Annotated in this window: 18 protein-coding genes; 5 read left to right on the forward strand and 13 right to left on the reverse strand. The window is 27.9% G+C overall.

Annotation, left to right across the window (positions count from 1 at the left end):
• Positions 1-220 precede the first annotated feature (220 nt).
• Positions 221-1,621 (forward strand): aldehyde dehydrogenase, encoded by a 1,401-nt coding sequence (locus CHL78_RS09900; protein ID WP_094368333.1) that lies wholly within the window; start codon positions 221-223, stop codon positions 1,619-1,621.
• 87 nt (positions 1,622-1,708) lie between these two features.
• Here the strand turns inward: CHL78_RS09900 and abc-f are convergent, their stop codons facing one another.
• The 5 genes from abc-f to CHL78_RS09925 form a co-directional block, all read right to left on the reverse strand.
• Positions 1,709-3,277 carry a ribosomal protection-like ABC-F family protein gene (abc-f, locus tag CHL78_RS09905; RefSeq protein WP_330408611.1) on the reverse strand — a complete coding sequence of 523 codons (1,569 nt, stop codon included), beginning with the start codon at positions 3,275-3,277 and terminating at the stop codon, positions 1,709-1,711.
• A gap of 430 nt (positions 3,278-3,707) precedes the next feature.
• Entirely contained in the window at positions 3,708-4,556 is an 849-nt protein-coding gene (locus CHL78_RS09910) for a hypothetical protein (RefSeq protein WP_094368335.1), read from the reverse strand.
• 36 nt (positions 4,557-4,592) lie between these two features.
• Entirely contained in the window at positions 4,593-5,129 is a 537-nt protein-coding gene (locus tag CHL78_RS09915) for a GNAT family N-acetyltransferase (protein ID WP_094368336.1), read from the reverse strand.
• Positions 5,130-5,324: 195 nt separating this feature from the next.
• Entirely contained in the window at positions 5,325-6,149 is an 825-nt protein-coding gene (locus CHL78_RS09920) for an MBL fold metallo-hydrolase (protein ID WP_094368337.1), read from the reverse strand.
• Positions 6,150-6,197: 48 nt separating this feature from the next.
• Positions 6,198-7,229, reverse strand: coding sequence for a DUF5700 domain-containing putative Zn-dependent protease (locus CHL78_RS09925; protein ID WP_094368338.1), 1,032 nt, complete (start codon positions 7,227-7,229; stop codon positions 6,198-6,200).
• Between the two features lie 306 nt (positions 7,230-7,535).
• Between CHL78_RS09925 and lepB the strand changes: the two genes are divergently transcribed.
• Both lepB and CHL78_RS09935 read left to right on the forward strand, forming a co-directional pair.
• Positions 7,536-8,072: a signal peptidase I gene (lepB, locus tag CHL78_RS09930; RefSeq protein WP_094368339.1), complete on the forward strand. Its 537-nt coding sequence runs from the start codon at positions 7,536-7,538 to the stop codon at positions 8,070-8,072.
• 98 nt (positions 8,073-8,170) lie between these two features.
• A complete protein-coding gene (locus tag CHL78_RS09935) occupies positions 8,171-8,668 on the forward strand; it encodes a prolyl-tRNA synthetase associated domain-containing protein (protein ID WP_330408608.1) in 498 nt (165 codons plus the stop codon).
• A gap of 172 nt (positions 8,669-8,840) precedes the next feature.
• Here the strand turns inward: CHL78_RS09935 and CHL78_RS09940 are convergent, their stop codons facing one another.
• The 3 genes from CHL78_RS09940 to CHL78_RS09950 form a co-directional block, all read right to left on the reverse strand.
• The gene (locus CHL78_RS09940; protein ID WP_094368340.1) at positions 8,841-10,274 is read right to left on the reverse strand and encodes a PTS transporter subunit EIIC; all 1,434 of its coding nucleotides are present in this window, start codon (positions 10,272-10,274) and stop codon (positions 8,841-8,843) included.
• 118 nt (positions 10,275-10,392) lie between these two features.
• Positions 10,393-12,060, reverse strand: coding sequence for a glycoside hydrolase family 13 protein (locus CHL78_RS09945; RefSeq protein WP_094368341.1), 1,668 nt, complete (start codon positions 12,058-12,060; stop codon positions 10,393-10,395).
• A 91-nt stretch (positions 12,061-12,151) separates the two neighbouring features.
• Entirely contained in the window at positions 12,152-12,997 is an 846-nt protein-coding gene (locus CHL78_RS09950; RefSeq protein ID WP_094368342.1) for a Cof-type HAD-IIB family hydrolase, read from the reverse strand.
• A 232-nt stretch (positions 12,998-13,229) separates the two neighbouring features.
• Here CHL78_RS09950 and CHL78_RS09955 point away from each other — a divergent pair, with 232 nt between their 5' ends.
• A complete protein-coding gene (locus CHL78_RS09955) occupies positions 13,230-13,820 on the forward strand; it encodes an ATP-dependent Clp protease proteolytic subunit (RefSeq protein WP_094368343.1) in 591 nt (196 codons plus the stop codon).
• A 120-nt stretch (positions 13,821-13,940) separates the two neighbouring features.
• Here the strand turns inward: CHL78_RS09955 and CHL78_RS09960 are convergent, their stop codons facing one another.
• From CHL78_RS09960 to CHL78_RS09970, 3 genes are all read right to left on the reverse strand, one after another.
• Positions 13,941-14,693, reverse strand: coding sequence for a MurR/RpiR family transcriptional regulator (locus CHL78_RS09960; protein ID WP_094368344.1), 753 nt, complete (start codon positions 14,691-14,693; stop codon positions 13,941-13,943).
• Complete coding sequence (locus CHL78_RS09965) at positions 14,690-15,448, reverse strand: MurR/RpiR family transcriptional regulator (protein ID WP_094368345.1); 759 nt, start codon at positions 15,446-15,448, stop codon at positions 14,690-14,692. Before CHL78_RS09965 ends, CHL78_RS09960 begins: the two co-directional genes overlap by 4 nt.
• Positions 15,449-15,652: 204 nt before the next feature.
• Entirely contained in the window at positions 15,653-15,847 is a 195-nt protein-coding gene (locus tag CHL78_RS09970) for a hypothetical protein (protein WP_094368346.1), read from the reverse strand.
• A gap of 293 nt (positions 15,848-16,140) precedes the next feature.
• On the opposite strand from CHL78_RS09970, the gene CHL78_RS09975 reads away from it, so the two are divergent.
• Positions 16,141-16,920 (forward strand): nucleotidyltransferase domain-containing protein, encoded by a 780-nt coding sequence (locus CHL78_RS09975; protein ID WP_094368347.1) that lies wholly within the window; start codon positions 16,141-16,143, stop codon positions 16,918-16,920.
• A gap of 51 nt (positions 16,921-16,971) precedes the next feature.
• On the opposite strand, the gene surE is transcribed toward CHL78_RS09975, so the two are convergent.
• Together surE and CHL78_RS09985 are read right to left on the reverse strand one after the other, a co-directional pair.
• Positions 16,972-17,727: a 5'/3'-nucleotidase SurE gene (gene surE, locus CHL78_RS09980; RefSeq protein ID WP_094368348.1), complete on the reverse strand. Its 756-nt coding sequence runs from the start codon at positions 17,725-17,727 to the stop codon at positions 16,972-16,974.
• Positions 17,728-17,928: 201 nt separating this feature from the next.
• Entirely contained in the window at positions 17,929-19,839 is a 1,911-nt protein-coding gene (locus CHL78_RS09985) for a DUF4838 domain-containing protein (RefSeq protein ID WP_094368349.1), read from the reverse strand.
• Positions 19,840-19,925 lie beyond the last annotated feature (86 nt).

The raw sequence follows: 19,925 nt of genomic DNA on the forward strand, positions 1-19,925 counted from the left end.
TTCTTCTTCCTCCGTTCGTTCGAGTACGAATTAATTATAAGTCCTATAAATTCCATTGTCAAGATTTTTTATTATGATAATTATAGCTAAATTAATAAATATTTGTTTGTTTTTATAGTGGAATATATTCTGATATAATAATTTTAGAGTTTATACAATATCAATATGTATATTTGATAATACTAATAAAAATATAATTAAGGAGTTAAACAATTTAAAAATGATAATTAATGAATTAAATAAAAAAGATATAGAAATTATTTTAAATAATCATAATGTATTTTTTAATGCTCAAAGAACACTAAATATAAACTTTAGAATTGAAAGTCTAAAAAAACTAAAAAATGCTATTAAAAACTTTGAGTATGAAATAACAGAGGCATTATATAAAGATTTAGGTAAAAGCGAATTTGAAAGTTATGCAACAGAAATTGGATTCGTACTTTCAAGTATAGAACATACAATAAAAAACATAAAAAAATGGTCAAAACCTAAACGTGTAAGTACCCCTATACATCTATTCCCAACAAAAAGCGAAGTTATTAAGCAACCATATGGAGTAGTTCTTATAATGGGTCCGTACAACTACCCGTTCCAATTATTAATGGAACCTCTTATAGGTGCTATTGCAGCTGGAAATTGTGTAGTATTAAAACCTTCAGAAGTTTCGCCTAATGTATCAAGTATAGTAAAAAAGCTTATTGATAAAACCTTTGATAGTAACTATATAAGTTGTCTAGAAGGCTCAATAGAAACTAATACTTCTTTAATTAATTCTAAATTTGATTATATATTTTTTACAGGTAGTGTATTAGTAGGTAAAATAGTAATGGAGGCAGCAGCAAAAAATTTAGTTCCTGTTACATTGGAACTTGGAGGTAAGAGTCCTGTAATAGTTGATAAAACTGCCAATATAAATGTAGCTGCTAGCCGTATAATGTGGGGGAAAACTATGAATGCAGGTCAAACTTGTATTGCTCCAGACTATGTTCTTGTAGATAAAAATATAAAAGATAAACTTATTATCGAAATGAAAAATAGTTTAAAAGAATTTTATGGAGTCAATATACAAGAAAGCAACGATTTTGGTCGTATAATAAATGATAGGCATTTTAATAGACTAAAGTCTGTTATAGAAAAAGATAAAGATAAAATAATATTTGGCGGAAATTATGATGAAAATAGTAAGTATATAGAACCAACACTTTTAGATATAGACTCTTTTGATGCAGCATCTATGCAAGAAGAACTGTTTGGACCAATACTTCCAATTATTGATTATGAAAATATTGATGATGCAATCGAGTATATAAATAAAAATGAAAAACCATTAGCACTTTATTTATTTGCAGAAGATAAAAATATAGAAGTAGAGGTTTTAAATAGAACTCAATCTGGTGGTGTATCTATCAATGATACAATAAGCCATATAATAAACCCTAAACTTCCATTTGGTGGAATTGGAAATTCTGGAATGGGGGCATATCATGGTAAATACAGTTTTGATACATTCTCTCATGAAAGAAGTATAATAAAAAAATCTAGTAAAATAAATATAACTATTGCTTACCCTCCATTTAATCAGAAGAAGTTAAAGTACGTTAAGAAATTTCTAAAATAATATATAACTTTAATTAGGTATAAATTACTTTTAAGAGCCTGAGGTTTATCCCCAGGCTTTTTACAATGATGCTAGAGTCCTATAATTTCAAAGTGCTATTGTTTTCGTAGCTATCTTTTCTCCAAAAGAAGTGTCATGTTCTACAAATAAAATCGTAGGATTCTCACTCAATATAATCTCTTCTATTTGCATACGTGAAATAACATCTATAAAGTTAAGTGGCTCATCCCAAATATAAAGATTTGCTTTGTCACACAAGCTTCTTGCAATAAGCAACTTCTTTTTTTGACCTTCACTCCAGTCTTCTATATTTTTTCCAAACTGAATACTATCAAATCCAAGCTTGAATAATGTACTTTTTAAGTGCTGTTCATTTACGTTTTCATATATAATAAAATCACCTATACTTCCTTTTAAAAAAGAAGTCTCTTGAGAAATATAAGATATATTATCTGTTTTTTTGATATAACCCTCATGAGGTATGTCTTCACCAATTAATAGCTTTATTATACTAGACTTTCCGCATCCATTTTTACCACGCAACCAAACTCTTTCCCCTTGCTTAATATTAAAACTTAAATCATCAAAAATATCTTCTTCTCCATAGTTTATTTTGAGATTTTGTACTTCTAATACTTCATCTAATTTATTATTTGATATTGATAAATCTAGCTTTTCAGATACATCTAAGTTCTTAAGTAGCTTAGATTTAGCTTCAATAGCTTTATTTTGCCTAGCTTCAATACATTTTGCACGCTTCATCATTTTTGCTGCTTTATGCCCAATGAATCCTCTATCACATGGCCCATTTCCTTTCTTAGTAGCTTCTAATTTATAAGACCAATTTGATTTTTGCTTAGCAGTTTGCCTAAGTCTATAAATATCATTTTGTAGCTTTTCATTTTCTAGTATTTCAAATTCATCTTGTCTATCTTTGTTAAATTGCCAAGTTGAAAAATTACCCTTTTGAATTTCTATATTGGCTTTATTAATTGAAAGTACATGGTCAATTACATCATCTAAAAATGCTCTATCATGAGATACAACTATAAATCCTTTTTTACTAGCTAAATACTTTGCTACACTTTCCCTTCCTTCAGTATCTAGATGGTTTGTTGGTTCATCAATCAATAAGAAATAATTTTTTCTCAAAAACAAACCTACTAAAAGTAATTTAGTTTGCTCTCCGCAGCTTAAAGTTTCAAAATTTTTGGTTAGTATATTAGGATCCATCCCCATATTACGTACTTCTTTTTCTATTATTCCATTAATTGTATATCCATCATTATCTATAAATTCATCTAAAATTTCTCCATACATATCCATTTTATCAGGCATCTTAAGGTACTCTTCCATTTGCTTTTCCCAAATTGTAAAAGGTGCTATAGACTGACGTATAACTTCTAATGCCACCTGATTTTTATCATCCACTTTTATAGGAAAATACTCAAATTTCACTGTACTTGTAATCTTACCACTGTATTCATATTCTCCCATAAGAAGTTTTAAAAAAGTTGTTTTTCCTCTACCATTACGACCTATCAGTCCTAATTTCCATTGTGTATCTATACAAAATGACACATCTTTAAATATATCTTCACCGTGTGTATCATATTGAAAACTTAATTTATTTATATTAACCTGTGATATAATAATCCTCTCCTATCATGAGAAAATTTTTCGCATAAAAAAACTTCCTTAAATTTAAGTAATAATAACTACTTTAAAATTAAGAAAGATATTGTTTAATAAGTATTCAAGCAACACAAATAAAGCTATATTAAGCCATTTTGTATACATTGTGATTACTATAACATCTAATCCTATCCTTAATTTAAAGTAGTTTTATGTTCTATTAATAAAGCATATAAAAATGCTTTTTTAGAACTTTTTAACTATCTTTAACTTTTGAATAAGATTAATTGTTCATTTTACCTAATCACCTCCGTATTTATGCTATTAATAGTAACACTTATCTATTTATATTACAATAAAAAGTAAGTAAAAGTGTTAATAAACTGTATTTCTAAAATATTATATTTTAGAATAAATCCTTTTTTGATTATTTATTTCTAACAAATAACCATTAATTTATATACGAATTTTCAACCTCACTAGTGATATCCTTTATATCTAACAGTCCATTTTTATAAATAATTTTCATCTTCATATTTTCTAGTTTATCTTTATAGTCTTTTTTAGGAATCTTGACCTCAAAAACGTCTTCTTTTATAGTACTCTTATCTTCATAAGTAATATCTTCTATACTATGTTTACACTTATAAGATTTTTCTTTACCATCTATATTAAGTATCATATCAACAGATTCTATCTCTTCATATATTTCATCATTCATATCTGTATCATATTTATTCTGTCTTATTCCTAAAATAAGATGTTCTCCATTCTCTATACTTTCTCCATAAGAAATAGATGGTGGGTATGGAATAAAATCATACTTATCTATTTGAGCTATATCTCCACTTTCTGAAATATCTCCTTTTAACACTACTTTATATTCATATTCACTACTAATTTTATAATCAAACTGAGTAGTATACGTTAAATTATTTTCTTCAGTTAATAATTCTTCTTCCCAAGTATCATCTTTAATATCCTTATACATAAAATAAACATTAGAATCTTTACTTACCTTGCTCATCTCTACTCTTACATCCAATATATATCTGTCTTTCTCTATCTTATTTACATTGAATTTAACATACTTAGTAAGATAAGATTTTCCTAACTCTTCATGAATCGCATCCTTCACTTGAGTACTAACATCATTTATTAGAGATGATGCCTGCATATTAATTTCTTCACTAATATTTTCAAATTCCTTAACCCTCTTCTGTATATTAATAATTACTACTGACTGAAATGTCAATATAATTCCAGCTAATATTGCTCCTATTTTTGTATATTTATTCAAACAATATTCCCCCTTAAATTTATATAGTTACTTACTTTATTTTTTGCAGTAATCCCCTCTATCAATTGAATAAATCAAATGCTCCATTTCCTTATTATCATACATTTTAATAAAGCTTCCTTCTATTTTCATATTTAATCTCTTCGCAACTTTCAAAGAGCCAACATTATTAGGTCTTATCTCTGCTATAACTTTCTTAACGTCCAATTTATTAAATACATAGTCAATACAAGCTTTTACACCTTCACTTGCATATCCATACCCCCACGAGTTTTTATTTAATATGTAAGCAACTCCTATATATTCCTTGCCTTCTATGTTTTCAATTAACGGTCCCATAACTCCTACCACTTTATTATCCTCTTTATTTAAAGCTAAGAAGTAACTATATCCCTCGTTATCGTATCTCTTTAAATTTTGATTTATCCAATTTTGTACCTCTTCATCTGAAAAAGACTTTTCCCACGCGTACATTACATTAATATCTTGTAATATATCTGCAATTTCCTTATAATCATCATTAGTTATTTTTCGTAAAATTAACCTATTAGTTTCAATCATTATATCTTTCATATTCACTCATCCTTTCTTAAGAAATAATCATAATTCTTAATCTTGTTAACCATTATTTTACAAGTTATTTATAATTAAATCTAGATTTTGTGCATAAAAATATTTATATTGTTTACATCTAAATAAATTAGGCCACTACATAATATTTAATTACGTAGTGGCCTGAGCTTATAAATAATTGCTTTATAATATTTATCAAATATATAAACTCTGTCCTGTAGATAAATAGTTTATCTTATCTCCGAGTTTTTCATACAACATATTGAATTGTTTTTCTCCTGTACAATGGCAAGTGTAAAACTTAGCATCAAACTTAGAAAGCCCTTCAGCAAAATTATCAATGAAATCAATACTCTCACCCTTTTTAGAAACAGGATTATACAAATGAAAACCACTAATTACATAGTCTATATCACTACCTATTGAATCTTCAGCCTTATTCACTATATTTATTATTCCATTATGAGCACACCCTGCTATTAATATATTTTTTCCATCGTCCTCAATAATAAGATTTTGCTCATGGTTAAATTCATCTTGAATATATATCCTCTCGTCTTTCATTAGAAGAGATTTATTAGAAGAAGATATAAATTCCTTATCTCTAATATTCGAAACCAAACTTATTCCGTTATCTATCTCAAACTTATCATCTGTTAAAACTATTCTATTATTATTTTCTAAGTCACAATCAAGTCCTATATAATACTTAATAAATCCTAATACCGATATATAATAATCCTTAAATCCATCTTTGTGAACATAAACCTTTGCTTTACTATTTATTTTTAAAAAATCTCTTAGTCCACCACCATGATCTTTATGACCATGTGAAATAACTACAATATCAACATCTTCTATATTGATATTTAACTTATTAGCATTATGTATAAACGTATCATCTGGACCTAAATCAAATAATATATTATGCTCTTTTGTTTTTATATGTAAACATAAACCATGTTTGCTTTTATAATCTTTTGATACTGTAGTATTTTCTACTAAAGTTGTTATTACCAATTTGCTCTCCCCTTAATCTTATAATTATTAATTCATTATAAGTATACCCTATATCTTAAATTCTCCATACCCTAACTTATCTAAAGCCTTATTATATACAGCCGGAAAAGTCTTTAAATTACTTAAAGTATTATAAACTGCATCCTTACCAAAACAATCATGTATAATTCCAAAAATTTCATTTCCAAAGCTATAATATCTAAAATGTTTTAACTTTGGTATATCATCATTACTTTGTCCTTCAATATAAGGATTCATCCAGTACTCCATACAATCCTTATTTAAGTCGTCTATAGATTTAATCTTTTCACGTCTAATATCATTAATAATTTCTTTAAAATGTATCATGGTATTATTAAAATCATCATTAAGATATTTCCAAGTATAACTATCTAGTCCAATATTTTTAGGACCATCATATATACTCTTTGATATAATACCCTCAGCGTTATTACAGTACTTTACTGCCAATCCTTCTCCAGAAAAGTATAAATAAAATAACTCTTCAAGAGAAATAGAATTTAAATCAATTTTATCATGGATAATATTAACGCCTATATGATGAACCTCATGTGATATAGTTGAGCAAAACTCACTAATAGATTTGTCTTTTGCCAACTGTAAAAAATCAAAATGAGTACCATCTTTATGTGCATATCCAAAACTTTGACCTATTCCTATCGTAAAAATAAAATTAATCTGTGGAAGTATTATATTACCTGGTAAACCTTTTAAAGCAATCTTTATTTGTTCTTCAAAGAGTTCATTAGTCAATAGCTTTTTAAATTCCTCAAATTTACCAATATAAAAGTCTAAATTATTTATCAAATCTTTGTAATACCTATGATGAATTTTTAAATCATTATTTTTAATATCATCTTCATCTAAATTAGGTATATCTAAAAAGTAATCTACAAAATCATCTTCTGTGACTCTACTTCCATATCTCTCTAATTCAAATATGTAATCATCATGCTTTAGTAATTTTCTAATATCCTCCTTATTAGCTTCTCCTATATTTAGTTTATTACAAAGGCTAAGCATATCCCCTATAGTAGAATACCTTATTGAAAAGCGCATACATTCTCCCTCCTTTGATTGTTTTTATCTTTATATAATAGTTTATTACATTTGAAATAAATATCCTTTGTTACTTGGTTATTTTATTAAAATATATAAATAAACTTAATCTGTTTATTACTATAATAATTACCCTATAATTTATATTATACGCAGTATACTCGTTAGTCTTTAGTTACACTGATGTTGAAATAGCTCATAATATTTGATATTATTAGACTACAATTTAAATCTTAGAATATTAAATTTATTTTTTAATTAAATATATGTTTTTAAAATATATAGCATAAATAAGGGAGGGTTATTATGACTAAAATAATAACAAAAGAAGTATTAGAATGGGTTAAAACCATAGCAGTATCTGTAGTAATTGCTTTTGGGATAACTTTAGTAGTTCAACCTACAATTGTTGATGGACAATCAATGTATCCTACTTTAGAAAACAAAGATTATTTATTTGTTAATAAATTGGCTTACAATAAAGATATTCCTGAAAGAGGCGACGTATTAGTCTTTAAATCAGATTTAGTAAATGAAAAAAATAATTCGAAGAAAAACCTTGTTAAAAGAGTAATAGCACTTCCAGGTGAACAGATAGTAATAAAAAGTAATGAAGTGTACATAAACAATCAAAAACTAAATGAAAGTTATTTACAAGGTGCAACTACAGATGGTGATATTGATTTAGTAGTACCTAAGAATGAAGTATTCACTATGGGAGATAATAGAGGAGGAAGTAAAGATAGTAGAGATTCAAGTATAGGTACTATTTCCATAGATAATATAGTTGGTAAAGTAGCATTCAGAGCATTTCCTTTCAATAAAATAGGTACAATTGACTAAGTATGAAAATAGAAAGCTATCTAAGAAAAGTAATTAGCTGATATTGTAATACACGACATAAATATTTTAAGTTTATTCTTAATAGGAGGAAGTAAAAATTGATTAACGAAACCGAACAAAAAGTTTATAATATTCTTGATTCATTGAATATTGAATATAAAAGGTACGAGCACCAGCCAGTATATACAATAGAGGATGCAAGCAAGCTAAATATTAATATTCCAGGAACACTTTGCAAAAATCTATTTCTTAGAAATAACAAAGGAAATACTCACTATCTTGTAATAATAGAGGATTCAAAACGAGTAAATCTAAAATCACTATCTGAACAAATTAATAGTAGTAGTTTATCATTTGCATCAGAAGAAAGACTAGATAAATACCTAGGTCTTAAACCTGGTTCTGTAAGTCCTTTTGGCTTAATAAATGATATTAATAAAGAAGTTATAGTACTAATTGATAAAGATGTGGCTGCTTCAGATATAGTAAGTTTTCATCCAAATGTAAATACGTGTACTATAGGATTATCTTACAGTGACTTTGAAAAGTTTGTTAATTGGCACGAAAATAAGTTATACACTATATATGTGAATTAATATTAATAAATATAAAATAAAATAAAACTTCTAGTGTAGCACTAGAAAACTATTAGATTCCAGATCAATAATTATATCTGGATAAATAGCTAAAAAGGATTATGATTTTATGTTCATAGTCCTTTTTAGCTATTAATTCTTGTTAATTAAATTTCCATACTTCTTTTTTATATTATGCATTGACTTCAGTACTATCCTCTCTCATAACTTCCTTTGGTATGGCAAACATACAAGTCAATGCAAATGATGAAACTAAAGCAAATAATGAAATTGCTGCATATAAGAATAATTGCTTATAGTCATATATATACATTAACAAAGATGGTACACCACCAAGTCCATACGAATTAGACTGAACATTAAATATTGATAATAAACCACCACTTATACTTGAAACTAAAAGCATTATATACATTGGCTTTAGGTTATATCTCATAACCACTCCAAATAAAGCAGGTTCACTTACTCCTAATAACTGTGATATAGTTGCACTTACTCCTGTCACCTTAACAGATTTCTTCTTAGCCTTCATAGTAATTGCAAGACAAGTTCCAGCATTAGCAAATGCATACATAGCACATAAAGTTATAACTGGATTAAATCCTGTAGAAGCAAGTAATGAAGTTTCTATCATTAAATATGTATGATGAAGTCCTGTAAGTACTGCCAACGGATAAGTAAATCCTATAATAAATCCACCTATACCAAATGGAAGATGAACAAGGTTTTCTATAACAGAAACTAAACCAACCTCAACTATATGAAGTATCGGACCAAGAACTAATAAAGAAACAACCATCATTATTAATAAAACAAAGAATGGAGTAAACATTAAATCAAGTACATCAGGCATAATCTTTCTAAGCTTCTTCTCCAAGTTTGCACCCAGGCATCCTGTTATAAGAGCTGTTAATACACTTCCCTGATACCCAACAATAGGTATAAAACCAAATGCCATAATAGGATCTACTCCGCTACTTGGATTAGCAACATCATATGCATTTGGTAGTGCAGGAGATACAAGCATTAACCCCAGTACAAACCCAATTATAGGCATACCACCAAATACCTTAAACGCAGACCAACATATCAAAGCAGGTAAAAAAGCAAATGCTGTATCAGTTAGTACTGAGACTAAAGTCATAAAGTATGGAGGTATATTTGCAGCTGATAATCCAAATAATGATAATACCATATCATTGAATATCACACCTTTTAATCCTAAAAATAAACCAGTGGCACCTATTACAGGTATAATTGGTACAAATACGTCAGCTAATACTCTCATAGCTCTCTTTAACTTATTAGTCTCTTTTTGCACTACTTCCTTTTGCTCATCTTTAGTAGAAACTGATACACCAAGCTTTTCTAGCTCGGCATATACCTTGTTTACTATACCAGTTCCAAGAATTATTTGATACTGACCAGAAGTGAAAAATACGCCTTTTACATTTTCTACTTCTTCAGCTTTTTCTTTAACTATAATATCTTTATCTTTAACAATAAATCGAAGTCTTGTTGCACAGTGGGCTAGCGAGATAACATTTTCCTTACCCCCGATACAAGCTAATATATCTTGTGCAATTTTTTTATATTTATTTTCCATAATTCAGCCCCCTATTTTAAATTTATGTCTTCAGGATTACAGTAGATTTTATAAAACTGTAATCCTAATTTTTTAATGTCTTGTCTTTTAATAACTAATATCTATATCTTATACTTTTTTATTTACCTATTAGTAAAGCTTCAAATGGTCTTAGGTTGACAAAATCATTTATAGTATTACCATCATAGTTATTTAAGAGCAATTCATAATTTTCTTCTTTAAGCTCTACACTCTGTACCTTAGTTGAGAAGTTGAATAAACATAATACCTTTTGCTTTTCGTAAAATCTTTCATAAGCTACTATAGTATCACTATTAACCTCTATTGGTTTTATATCACCATATATTAAACAATCAGAGTATTTTCCATTTTGGCGAGTATCTATAAGCTTTTTATAAAATTCTAATATAGAACCTTCTTTATTCTCCTGAGACTTAACATTTATTTCCTTGTAGTTTTCAATAGTTTTTAACCACGGCTTACCTGTAGTAAATCCTGCATTATCGCTTTCATCCCAGTGCATAGGAGTACGTCCATTGTCTCTACTTCTTAAATTAACAAATTCCATTGCCTCTTTTTCAGTAAATCCTTCTTCCATAGAACGATAATATTGATCTATACTTGATAAATCATTAAACTCTTCTATTGAACTTCTCTTAAAGTTTGTCATACCAATTTCTTGACCTTGATATATAAAAGGTGTTCCTCTAAGGAAGAAGTATAATCCACCAAGCATTGTAGTTGAATAATAATTTACATCCTCTTCTTTTAAATACTTACTAATAGATCTTGGTTGGTCGTGATTTTCTAAGAAGTTTGCTCCCCAACCTACTTTTTGTATCGCTAACTGACTGTTAAACATTAGATCTCTAAATTCTTTAACATCCCAATTTGTTCTCTTAAACCACTCGTTTCCTGACTCAACATCAAGATCTGCATATTTAAAGTCAAATATCATAGAGAAATATCCATTTTTTCCTATGAAGTCTTCTAGTTGATCATAAGGAACACCAGGAGCTTCTCCAACAGTTATGCAATCGTACTTATCAAAAGTCTTTTCTTTTAACTCAAGTAAAAATTTATCTATACCATCTTGGTTTCTAGTAGTCTTAGTAACCTTAGCTAATTCATCTACACCATCAGGATCAATACTTTGATACCTCTGGTCTTTTTTTATAAAAGTAATAGCATCAACTCTAAATCCTGATATACCTTTGTCTAGCCAATAGTTTACCATATCGTAAATATCATTTCTAACTTTTTCATTTTCCCAGTTTAAGTCAGGTTGCTTTTTGCCAAATACATGTAGGTAATATTCATCTTTATTCTCAAGCTTTTCCCAAGCAGAGCCACCAAAGATTGATCTCCAGTTTGTAGGTGGTTGATTTTCTTTTCCTTCTTTAAATATATAATAATCTTTATACTGACTATCCTCACTATTTATTGCATCTACAAACCAAGGATGTTCATCTGAAGTATGATTTATTACTAGATCTAAGATTATTTTTATATCTCTTTTTTTACCTTCTTCTATTAATGCTTCTAGATCTTTTATAGTTCCAAACTCAGGATTTAAGCTAAAGTAATCAGATATATCATATCCATTATCATCCATTGGAGATTTGTATATTGGACATATCCAAAGCATTGTAATCCCTAGATTTTTCAAATAATCTAGCTTAGCTGTAATTCCTTTTATATCACCAACACCATCACCATTAGAATCATAAAAACTCTTAGGGTATATTTGGTATATAACTTCTTTTTGCCACCACTTTTTAATCATATTAACCCCCATAATTTTTCAAATAAATTCATTTTTAAAGTTAGTTTCTAAAAATATAAACTTAACTTTTATGCCCTATAATCAAACATTACTAAATTAACTTAATTCGTAACAGTTCTTTATATATACCATCATCATCTGCACATTCGCAAACCGATTTAGCTTTTTCTTTAAGTGCATCTATAGAGTTTCCCATAGCTACACCATAATTAACAGCATCTAATAAATCTAAATCATTCATACTATCACCAAAAGCTATGGTATTTTTAGTACTAATGTTTAAGTATTCACATATTTTTCTTGCAGCAAATCCTTTATTGTATCCTCTTAAAACAACTTCAGCATTGTAAACACTTTTATCTGGTGCTTCATGAGCAATTACCTGAAAATCATTTCCTACAAACTCTCTTATAAAATCAACTTGTGAAGAATCTTCAGATACAAAACATATCTTGCTTATCAAATCTGAATCTATATCCAAATCATTTATATTACTTTCATATGTTATTTTCTCTCTATTACTAATTAATTTTTTCATCTCAGAGTTTTGTTTTTTCTTAAGTAAATTAACATTATTTAAAAGATACTTAGTCATCTCTTCAGTCATAAATACACTATCCCTACCCTCTAAACTATAGTAGATATTATTTTCATTAAGAAATCTAACTACACCTTTTAAAAGTTTTGCAGGTATGTAGTTCTCAAGTATAATCTCATCATTATACTCAATATGGCACCCTCCACCAGCAATAATACCATCAAATCCTAAAGATAATACATCGTCTTGTATTGTATTTTTAGTCCTACCAGTACTAATAAATACTAGATGCTTATTCTCCTTTAGCTTCTGTATAGATTCAATAGTTGAGTCTAGCACTCCATAAACAGGATCACTTAGTGTTCCATCTATATCGAAAAATATAATTTTTTTGTCCATTCAACCTCCTGTTTTATTTTAAATATGTTATAGGCATATATTATCAGCATAGGAAAATGGTTACAATAGATGTACATAATTTAGAAATTATGTGTAGAAATAGCACAGATTTTCACGAAATGAAAATATGTTCATGTAAAATAAAAAGATTCACTTGTGCTATAATTATAAAATAAAGTACAATTACTTTTATAACATCAAAATATATTAAATTTATGGGGGAAAATATATTATGAACTACCAAGGGGAGAAACAAGAAAAAGAAAAGGAAGCTTCTAGTATTGCACTAGAAAAATTATTAGAGTCAAGATCAATAATTATATCTGGAGAGATAAATCAAGCACTAGCTGAAAAGGTAACTACACAGCTTTTAGTACTTCAAGAAATGAATGATCAACCTATAAAATTATTTATAAATAGTCAAGGTGGTCATGTTGAAGCGGGAGATACTATCCATGATATGATTAAGTTTGTAAAGCCACGCGTTATTGTAATTGGAACAGGTTGGGTTGCGAGCGCAGGTATTACAATCTACCTTGCTGCTGACAAAGAAGATAGATACTCATTACCTAACACTAGATATATGATACATCAACCTCTAGGTGGATGTAGCGGTCAAGCTACAGATATAGGTATTGAAGCAAAAGAAATAGTAAGGGTTCGTAAAAGAATTAATTGCATAATTAGCAATGCTACTGGTCAACCATTAGAAAAAGTTGAAAATGATACAGATAGAAATTATTGGTTAAATGCTGGTGAAGCTGTTGATTATGGTATTGTAAATAAGGTTATATCTCACTATGATGAACTACCTAAGTTATAGTTTACTATTAAACTAATACTATAAAAGATATATCAAGGACTTACTATGTTGTAGTAAGTCCTTTTTTATAAAATTAATATGTTAGATATGGTTTTATAACATAAAAAGTATGAGTTACTCTCATACTTTGCTTAAATATATTTGATACTTTAAAAATAGAATTTCAATTAAAATAAAATATGGTGTTGTTGTTTCATATTTAAATACAGAATCAATATTAAGAGATGTTGTATTAATATATAGACTCTCATCACTTAATAATGCAAGTTCATTGTTTTTTAATCTTGTTATAGAAATCATGGGTACATTTTTTAACTTTAGCTTCCTCGACATATTAATAACATTTGATGACTCTCCTGAAAGAGAAATAACTATTATCAAATCATTTTCACCTACAATATTTACCAAGCTGTTAGCAATATCCGAACCACTTATAACATAAAAACATTTTTTAGTAGAGAGAAATATCCTTTTAAGCTCCTCAGCTACAGTCTTTTGAGCATTTCCACTCCCATATATAAATACCCTTTTTGCATTATCTATTAAATTAAATATACTATCACAATCTTTATTTTTCATATCTTCAATCAAAGTATGATAACACTCACACACAGTCTCTAAAGAACTTATAGGTGAGTTTTCTTTTTCATCATACTCCCACTTTATTCTAGATCTAAGTTCACTAAATCCATTAAGAGAAAGTTTCTGTGAAAACCTAAATAGTGTGGCATTAGACACATTACAAAAGCTAGCAAACTCATCTATTGTATAGTTAAAGCATACATCTTTGTTATCCCTAATAAATGACCATATGTATAAATCATTTGAGTTAAGCTTTTGGTAATACTTATTTACAAGTTCTTCAAGTCTCATATCGTACTTCCCCTCACATAATCCATATACTTAATAAATAATATCTCTATTAAAATAAAAAATAAGGTTGTTGTCTCATAGTTTAAATTATTAGCTCCCTGCATAAATGTAGTACCAACGTATAAGTTTTCATCACAAATCCGTGCTAGTGAATTATTTTTTAGTCTTGTTAATGAAATAGTAGGCACATTACTACACTTGAGATGTTTAGCAATTTCTAAAGCACTTTCAGTTTCACCAGACAATGATATAATAAACATTAAATCTTTATCCGTAAAAGTATCTGATATTAACATTAACTCCCCTATATCGAATAATTCATAAAAACACTTACCTACTGTAAGAAATACCCTCTTTAATTCATTGGCTTCAGCCTTTTGAGCATTTCCTGTTCCAAATATGAAAATCCGTTCAGCCTTTTGTATTTTTTCACATACAGAATAAAAGTCTTTTTTCTTAAATTTATCTATTAATTTATGATAGTTTTCGCATATGTAATCTAAACTTTTACTATCTTGAGATTCTATGCTCTGATGATACATTTTTATATAAAGCTTTAAGTCTGCAAAACTACTAAGAGATATCTTACGAGAAAATCTTAGTATTGTAGCTCTTGATACACTACATTCTTTTGCTAACTCTTCACACGATAATTCGCAGCACTTTTCAATGTTATTTTTTATATATTTCCATATGAATAAATCATTTTCTGTTAGTAGCTCAAAATGAGTATTAATTAATTTTTCTAACTCCATTTATGCATTCCTTTCGTAGTCTTATAAATTAAGTTAGATTATATCATAGATACACTCGGTTTGAAATATATAGCATATATCTAGTATAACTATCAATTGATAAAAAAATCTACGTTATAACAGGTTATTAGATTGACCTTGTATAACGTAGATAACTAATTTTATTGGATTTTATATATACATTTATATAATCACTACATTTTGTTACATATCATCTTTTACAAAATCTATACCACCTAAAAGTATATGAGCTGCGCCTAACCCTATAAGGAATGTTCCTACTAAACTTGTATAGTCATTTCTTCTACACATGTGTGACTTGCTTTGGTTTGAATCAACAAGTAATCCTGTTGTTGTAACAAGTGTTCCTAAAGCTATTGGTATTAGTCCTTTTCTCATTTATGATGCCTCCTAAAATGATTTTTTAATCATATATATTTTCATCTTAAAGGCTTGTTATTATGAATAGTAATAAATATAAAATTAGTAATTATAAGCCAATAATTATAGTTACTATGATAAACTTATGCCTAAAGATAATATTGACACTAGTATACTCCAAATATATTTTTATAATCTCATATTATGATATTATATAATTATAAATTAAAAAGTAAAGTAACATAATGGAGCTTGCTAGTTACATAATAGATAGAATTGGTAATTTTTTTAAATTATTATAGGGGGGTCATATGAATATAACTCAAGAAAATGCTATAAAAAAATTAATAAAATATGTATCAACAGATAACAGCATCTTAGGCCTAATTTTATGTGGTTCCTTAGCAAAGGGAACTGAAACAGACCAATCTGATATTGATGTTTTTGTTGTCGTTACAGATAAAAGATTTAATAATGAAAAATTACATAAAAATTACTTCTGGGGAACAGATTTTGATTCTGAAGAATTTAATATCGAGATTGATGGTAAAATTATCCCTAAAGATTTTTTATCTAAGGTCTGGAAATATGGTAATGAAAGTATAAAAAGCACATTATATTACTCAAAGTTAATTTATTCTATAGATAGTGATATTGAGGATTTACTCCAGTATAAATCACATACCTCAGAAAAAGAAAAGAGTGAGAATATCCGTAAGTTTTATTCATTGATGAAGAGCTGTAGATATAGTGCAGATGATGACTTAGATAATACACTACTGATTAACAAATGTATATATGATACTATTTTCTATGCTTGTCGTTTAGTTTTAGCATATAATGATGTACTCTTTCCTTGCATAAAAAACTTATACAAAGAATTAAATACATGTAGTAAACTTCCAAATAATTTTATCAAACTAATGAATGAGGTGCTCAACTCCTATTCTTTGGATAAAATGGTTGAGTTCTATGATTCTGTAGACGATTATTTTAAAGATTATCGCTTTGATAATAAATTAAGAAAAGGGTATGTACTAGAAAACGAATTATTTTGGTATTTTGATACATTCCCATATTCAGAAATATAATTAACCTATTAAAATACATAAAAAATACCAGCATAATTTGCTGGTATTTTTTTATAAATCTATCTCTTTTAATTTATCAATCTTTCTTAAGTTTGTCATCTCTATATTAACAGGAGTTATAGATATATATCCATTATTAACTGCTACTATATCACTGTCTTCATCCTGATCTAGCTCTTTTACATCTCCACCTATCCAAATATATTTTTTTCCATAAGGGCTTAATCTCTCATCAACTACATTATCATACTTTCTATCACCTAGTTTAGTTATCTTAAATCCTTTTACTTCACCCTTTGGTATATTTACATTTAATATACAATCCTCTAATAGTTCTAACTTGTTCTTTATACTATTTATTAGACTTACAACATATCTAGCTGATTCTCTATATACTTCTTTTCCTATATTAAACTGATCATATGATATAGCTATTGAAGGTTTATTTTGAATAAGACCTTCTATTGCAGCTGAAGCTGTTCCAGAATAAACTACATCTGTCCCTAGGTTTGGGCCATTGTTTATTCCACTTAATACTAAATCAATATCTATATCTTTAAATAGCGCTTCTATTCCAACCTTTACACAATCTGCTGGAGTACCAGATATTGAGTAGGCTTTTATCTTATCATCTATGTATTCATCATTAATCATTATTGGGCTGTGTATAGTTATAGCATGTCCAGTTGCACTTCTTTGACTCTCCGGTGCAACTACGTATACATTTGCTATAGTTGATATTTCTTTTGCTAATTCAATTATACCGTCTGCCCTTATTCCATCATCATTTGTAATAAGTATATTCATAATAATCTCCTCATCTTTTTATAAATTATTTTTGATAGTTTATTTCCAGTAAGTATTTTTTAATATTTTTCTCATCAACCTATTTATACATAGTACTATAAATTTTTATATAATACTATGTATAAATAAACAAAACCTGCAGGAATAATCCTATACAGGTTTTTTAAATACTTTTTATTAAATTAACCTTCTACTTAACAATTATTCTTTTAGTAAAAATCCAGCATAATTCTTAGCAACCTCTATTAATCTATAAACATCAAGGTATGACTGATAAGTCTTTTCATTTATACGAATAAAATTTAATAGTTCTTCCCACACATCTTGAGCTTCTTGTTTTTTACCACAGCAAAGATATGATAATCCTTCAGATATCTTCACACTGTATTCTCTATGGTAAGCCAGCACTTCCCAAAATTCATTTTGAATACCTTCTGAATCTATAATATTTCTTTTTATTTCTGGTAAAAACTCTTTGCAAATCTCTCCCACAACTCTATAATTAAAATCCATTTTTGAATTAATTCTATCTCCTATTGAGTTAAAGTAGTCACAACTTGATAAATTAGATAATTTTTCTAAATATCTATATACACTCTCCCAATTAGGTCCATATGCTGCCTGGAAGTAATCTTTTTTTAATTCATTATAATCTATAGTTTTATTCCATAACATTTTTCCCATTACATAGTTAGGGAAGTTATGAGGAAAACCTGCCCTTAATTCTTGACAACTAATATAGCCATTTAGACCTAAATTATTTAGATACTGAATATCTCTATAAATCACTTTACTTATTGCAATATAGCCCATATCTCCATAATGCGCTCTTCCTAAAGGATAGTCATATACAAAACTATCTCCATTAAATGAGTTTTTCCATTCAAATAAATAACTTAAGTTCTCTTCTAGAGAGTTAGGCAATACTACTTGATTACGTATATACTTAGGTGTTTTTAATATATCATTTTTGTAGTCCACATCAGCATAACTCTTTTCAAATGTACGTGTAATAGGCGCAAACATCATTACATATCTATCCGGATTATTTATTTTCTCATGTAATGGTGCAAACAATAATTCATGATACAGTAAGAAACATATTTTAGTGTTTAAGTTTTCTCTCTGTAATTTTTCATCTAATAAATTTAATAACTGTACATATTGATCAGCAGGAATCTCCTTTTGACACTCAGAGCATTCACAAATATTATTTCTTGCATCCGATAACCAAACATGTAGATAATCAACACTTTTATGCTCTTTTGCATAGTCAACAATAACATCAGTCATTTTTTCCATTACTTTTTGATTAGAAAAACATAAACTAGTTAAAATAGGTGCTTGATTGAACAAGTCTCTTTTACCACTAAGCTCAGCTGCATATTCTCTACTCTCTTCTGTTAGTTCTACCCCGGTCTCCCATCCATATTTCGAAGAATATCCTAATGTTTCACTTGTCCATCCATGCCCAACTCTATGATGAAGTAAATTCCTTTTTTCTATTTCCTTATCAATTTTATCACTCATTTTCTGAGCTATTTCAGTACTAAAAGGTTCTTTTTTCATATATGGGTTAAATTCATGCTCGTACCATCTTTTTAAAAATGAATATGGATTTTCAAATTGTATAAAGAAACTATTAAATCCTACCTTAGGTAGCCAATCAATAAAGTCAAAGATATTCTCAACAGAGTTTGATCCTTCTATACAGACTCCACGATGTCTAAATGAAGGATTTTCTAATAATTCAACTGATACTTTATCTAAATTTACACTAGGTATCCATTCATGTTTCTTTCCAGGTCTTAAAAACTTACATCCAATTTCATCTAAAAATCTATATACTGCAAGCAATAACGCCCTTGAATTATTTCCTGAAATACTACCTTTACCATCTTTTATTTTTATATCTATTACTTCATCTAGTACGTTCTCATCTACTTCTTCATTCAATTTATCATTTATAATCAACAGTATAGATGCTTCTTCTTCTTTTTCTGTGACTAAAATTTCACTTGCACTATCGATCCTCTTCAGATAATCCTTTAATTCTTCTATTGCAAATTTAGATACTTGATCTTTTTTATTTAGATATAATTTTACATTCATACTCATACTCTCCTCTGTTTTATTTAAATAATAATGACCTTATCTTAAACAACTCTAGAAAACGTTTTGCAGATGTTTCCAAATCA

The sequence above is a fragment of the Romboutsia weinsteinii genome (genome assembly GCF_002250835.2).
In the GTDB taxonomy this organism is placed as follows: domain Bacteria; phylum Bacillota; class Clostridia; order Peptostreptococcales; family Peptostreptococcaceae; genus Romboutsia_A; species Romboutsia_A weinsteinii.

What these genes read in the sequence shown, in the direction of transcription:
- CHL78_RS09900 (WP_094368333.1), top strand. Translation starts at nt 221, where the DNA reads ATGATAATTAATGAATTAAATAAAAAAGATATAGAAATTATTTTAAAT.
- CHL78_RS09915 (WP_094368336.1), bottom strand. Translation starts at nt 5,129, where the DNA reads ATGAAAGATATAATGATTGAAACTAATAGGTTAATTTTACGAAAAATA.
- CHL78_RS09925 (WP_094368338.1), bottom strand. Translation starts at nt 7,229, where the DNA reads ATGCGCTTTTCAATAAGGTATTCTACTATAGGGGATATGCTTAGCCTT.
- lepB (WP_094368339.1), top strand. Translation starts at nt 7,536, where the DNA reads ATGACTAAAATAATAACAAAAGAAGTATTAGAATGGGTTAAAACCATA.
- CHL78_RS09940 (WP_094368340.1), bottom strand. Translation starts at nt 10,274, where the DNA reads ATGGAAAATAAATATAAAAAAATTGCACAAGATATATTAGCTTGTATC.
- CHL78_RS09945 (WP_094368341.1), bottom strand. Translation starts at nt 12,060, where the DNA reads ATGATTAAAAAGTGGTGGCAAAAAGAAGTTATATACCAAATATACCCT.
- CHL78_RS09950 (WP_094368342.1), bottom strand. Translation starts at nt 12,997, where the DNA reads ATGGACAAAAAAATTATATTTTTCGATATAGATGGAACACTAAGTGAT.
- CHL78_RS09955 (WP_094368343.1), top strand. Translation starts at nt 13,230, where the DNA reads ATGAACTACCAAGGGGAGAAACAAGAAAAAGAAAAGGAAGCTTCTAGT.
- CHL78_RS09960 (WP_094368344.1), bottom strand. Translation starts at nt 14,693, where the DNA reads ATGAGACTTGAAGAACTTGTAAATAAGTATTACCAAAAGCTTAACTCA.
- CHL78_RS09965 (WP_094368345.1), bottom strand. Translation starts at nt 15,448, where the DNA reads ATGGAGTTAGAAAAATTAATTAATACTCATTTTGAGCTACTAACAGAA.
- CHL78_RS09970 (WP_094368346.1), bottom strand. Translation starts at nt 15,847, where the DNA reads ATGAGAAAAGGACTAATACCAATAGCTTTAGGAACACTTGTTACAACA.
- CHL78_RS09975 (WP_094368347.1), top strand. Translation starts at nt 16,141, where the DNA reads ATGAATATAACTCAAGAAAATGCTATAAAAAAATTAATAAAATATGTA.
- surE (WP_094368348.1), bottom strand. Translation starts at nt 17,727, where the DNA reads ATGAATATACTTATTACAAATGATGATGGAATAAGGGCAGACGGTATA.
- CHL78_RS09985 (WP_094368349.1), bottom strand. Translation starts at nt 19,839, where the DNA reads ATGAATGTAAAATTATATCTAAATAAAAAAGATCAAGTATCTAAATTT.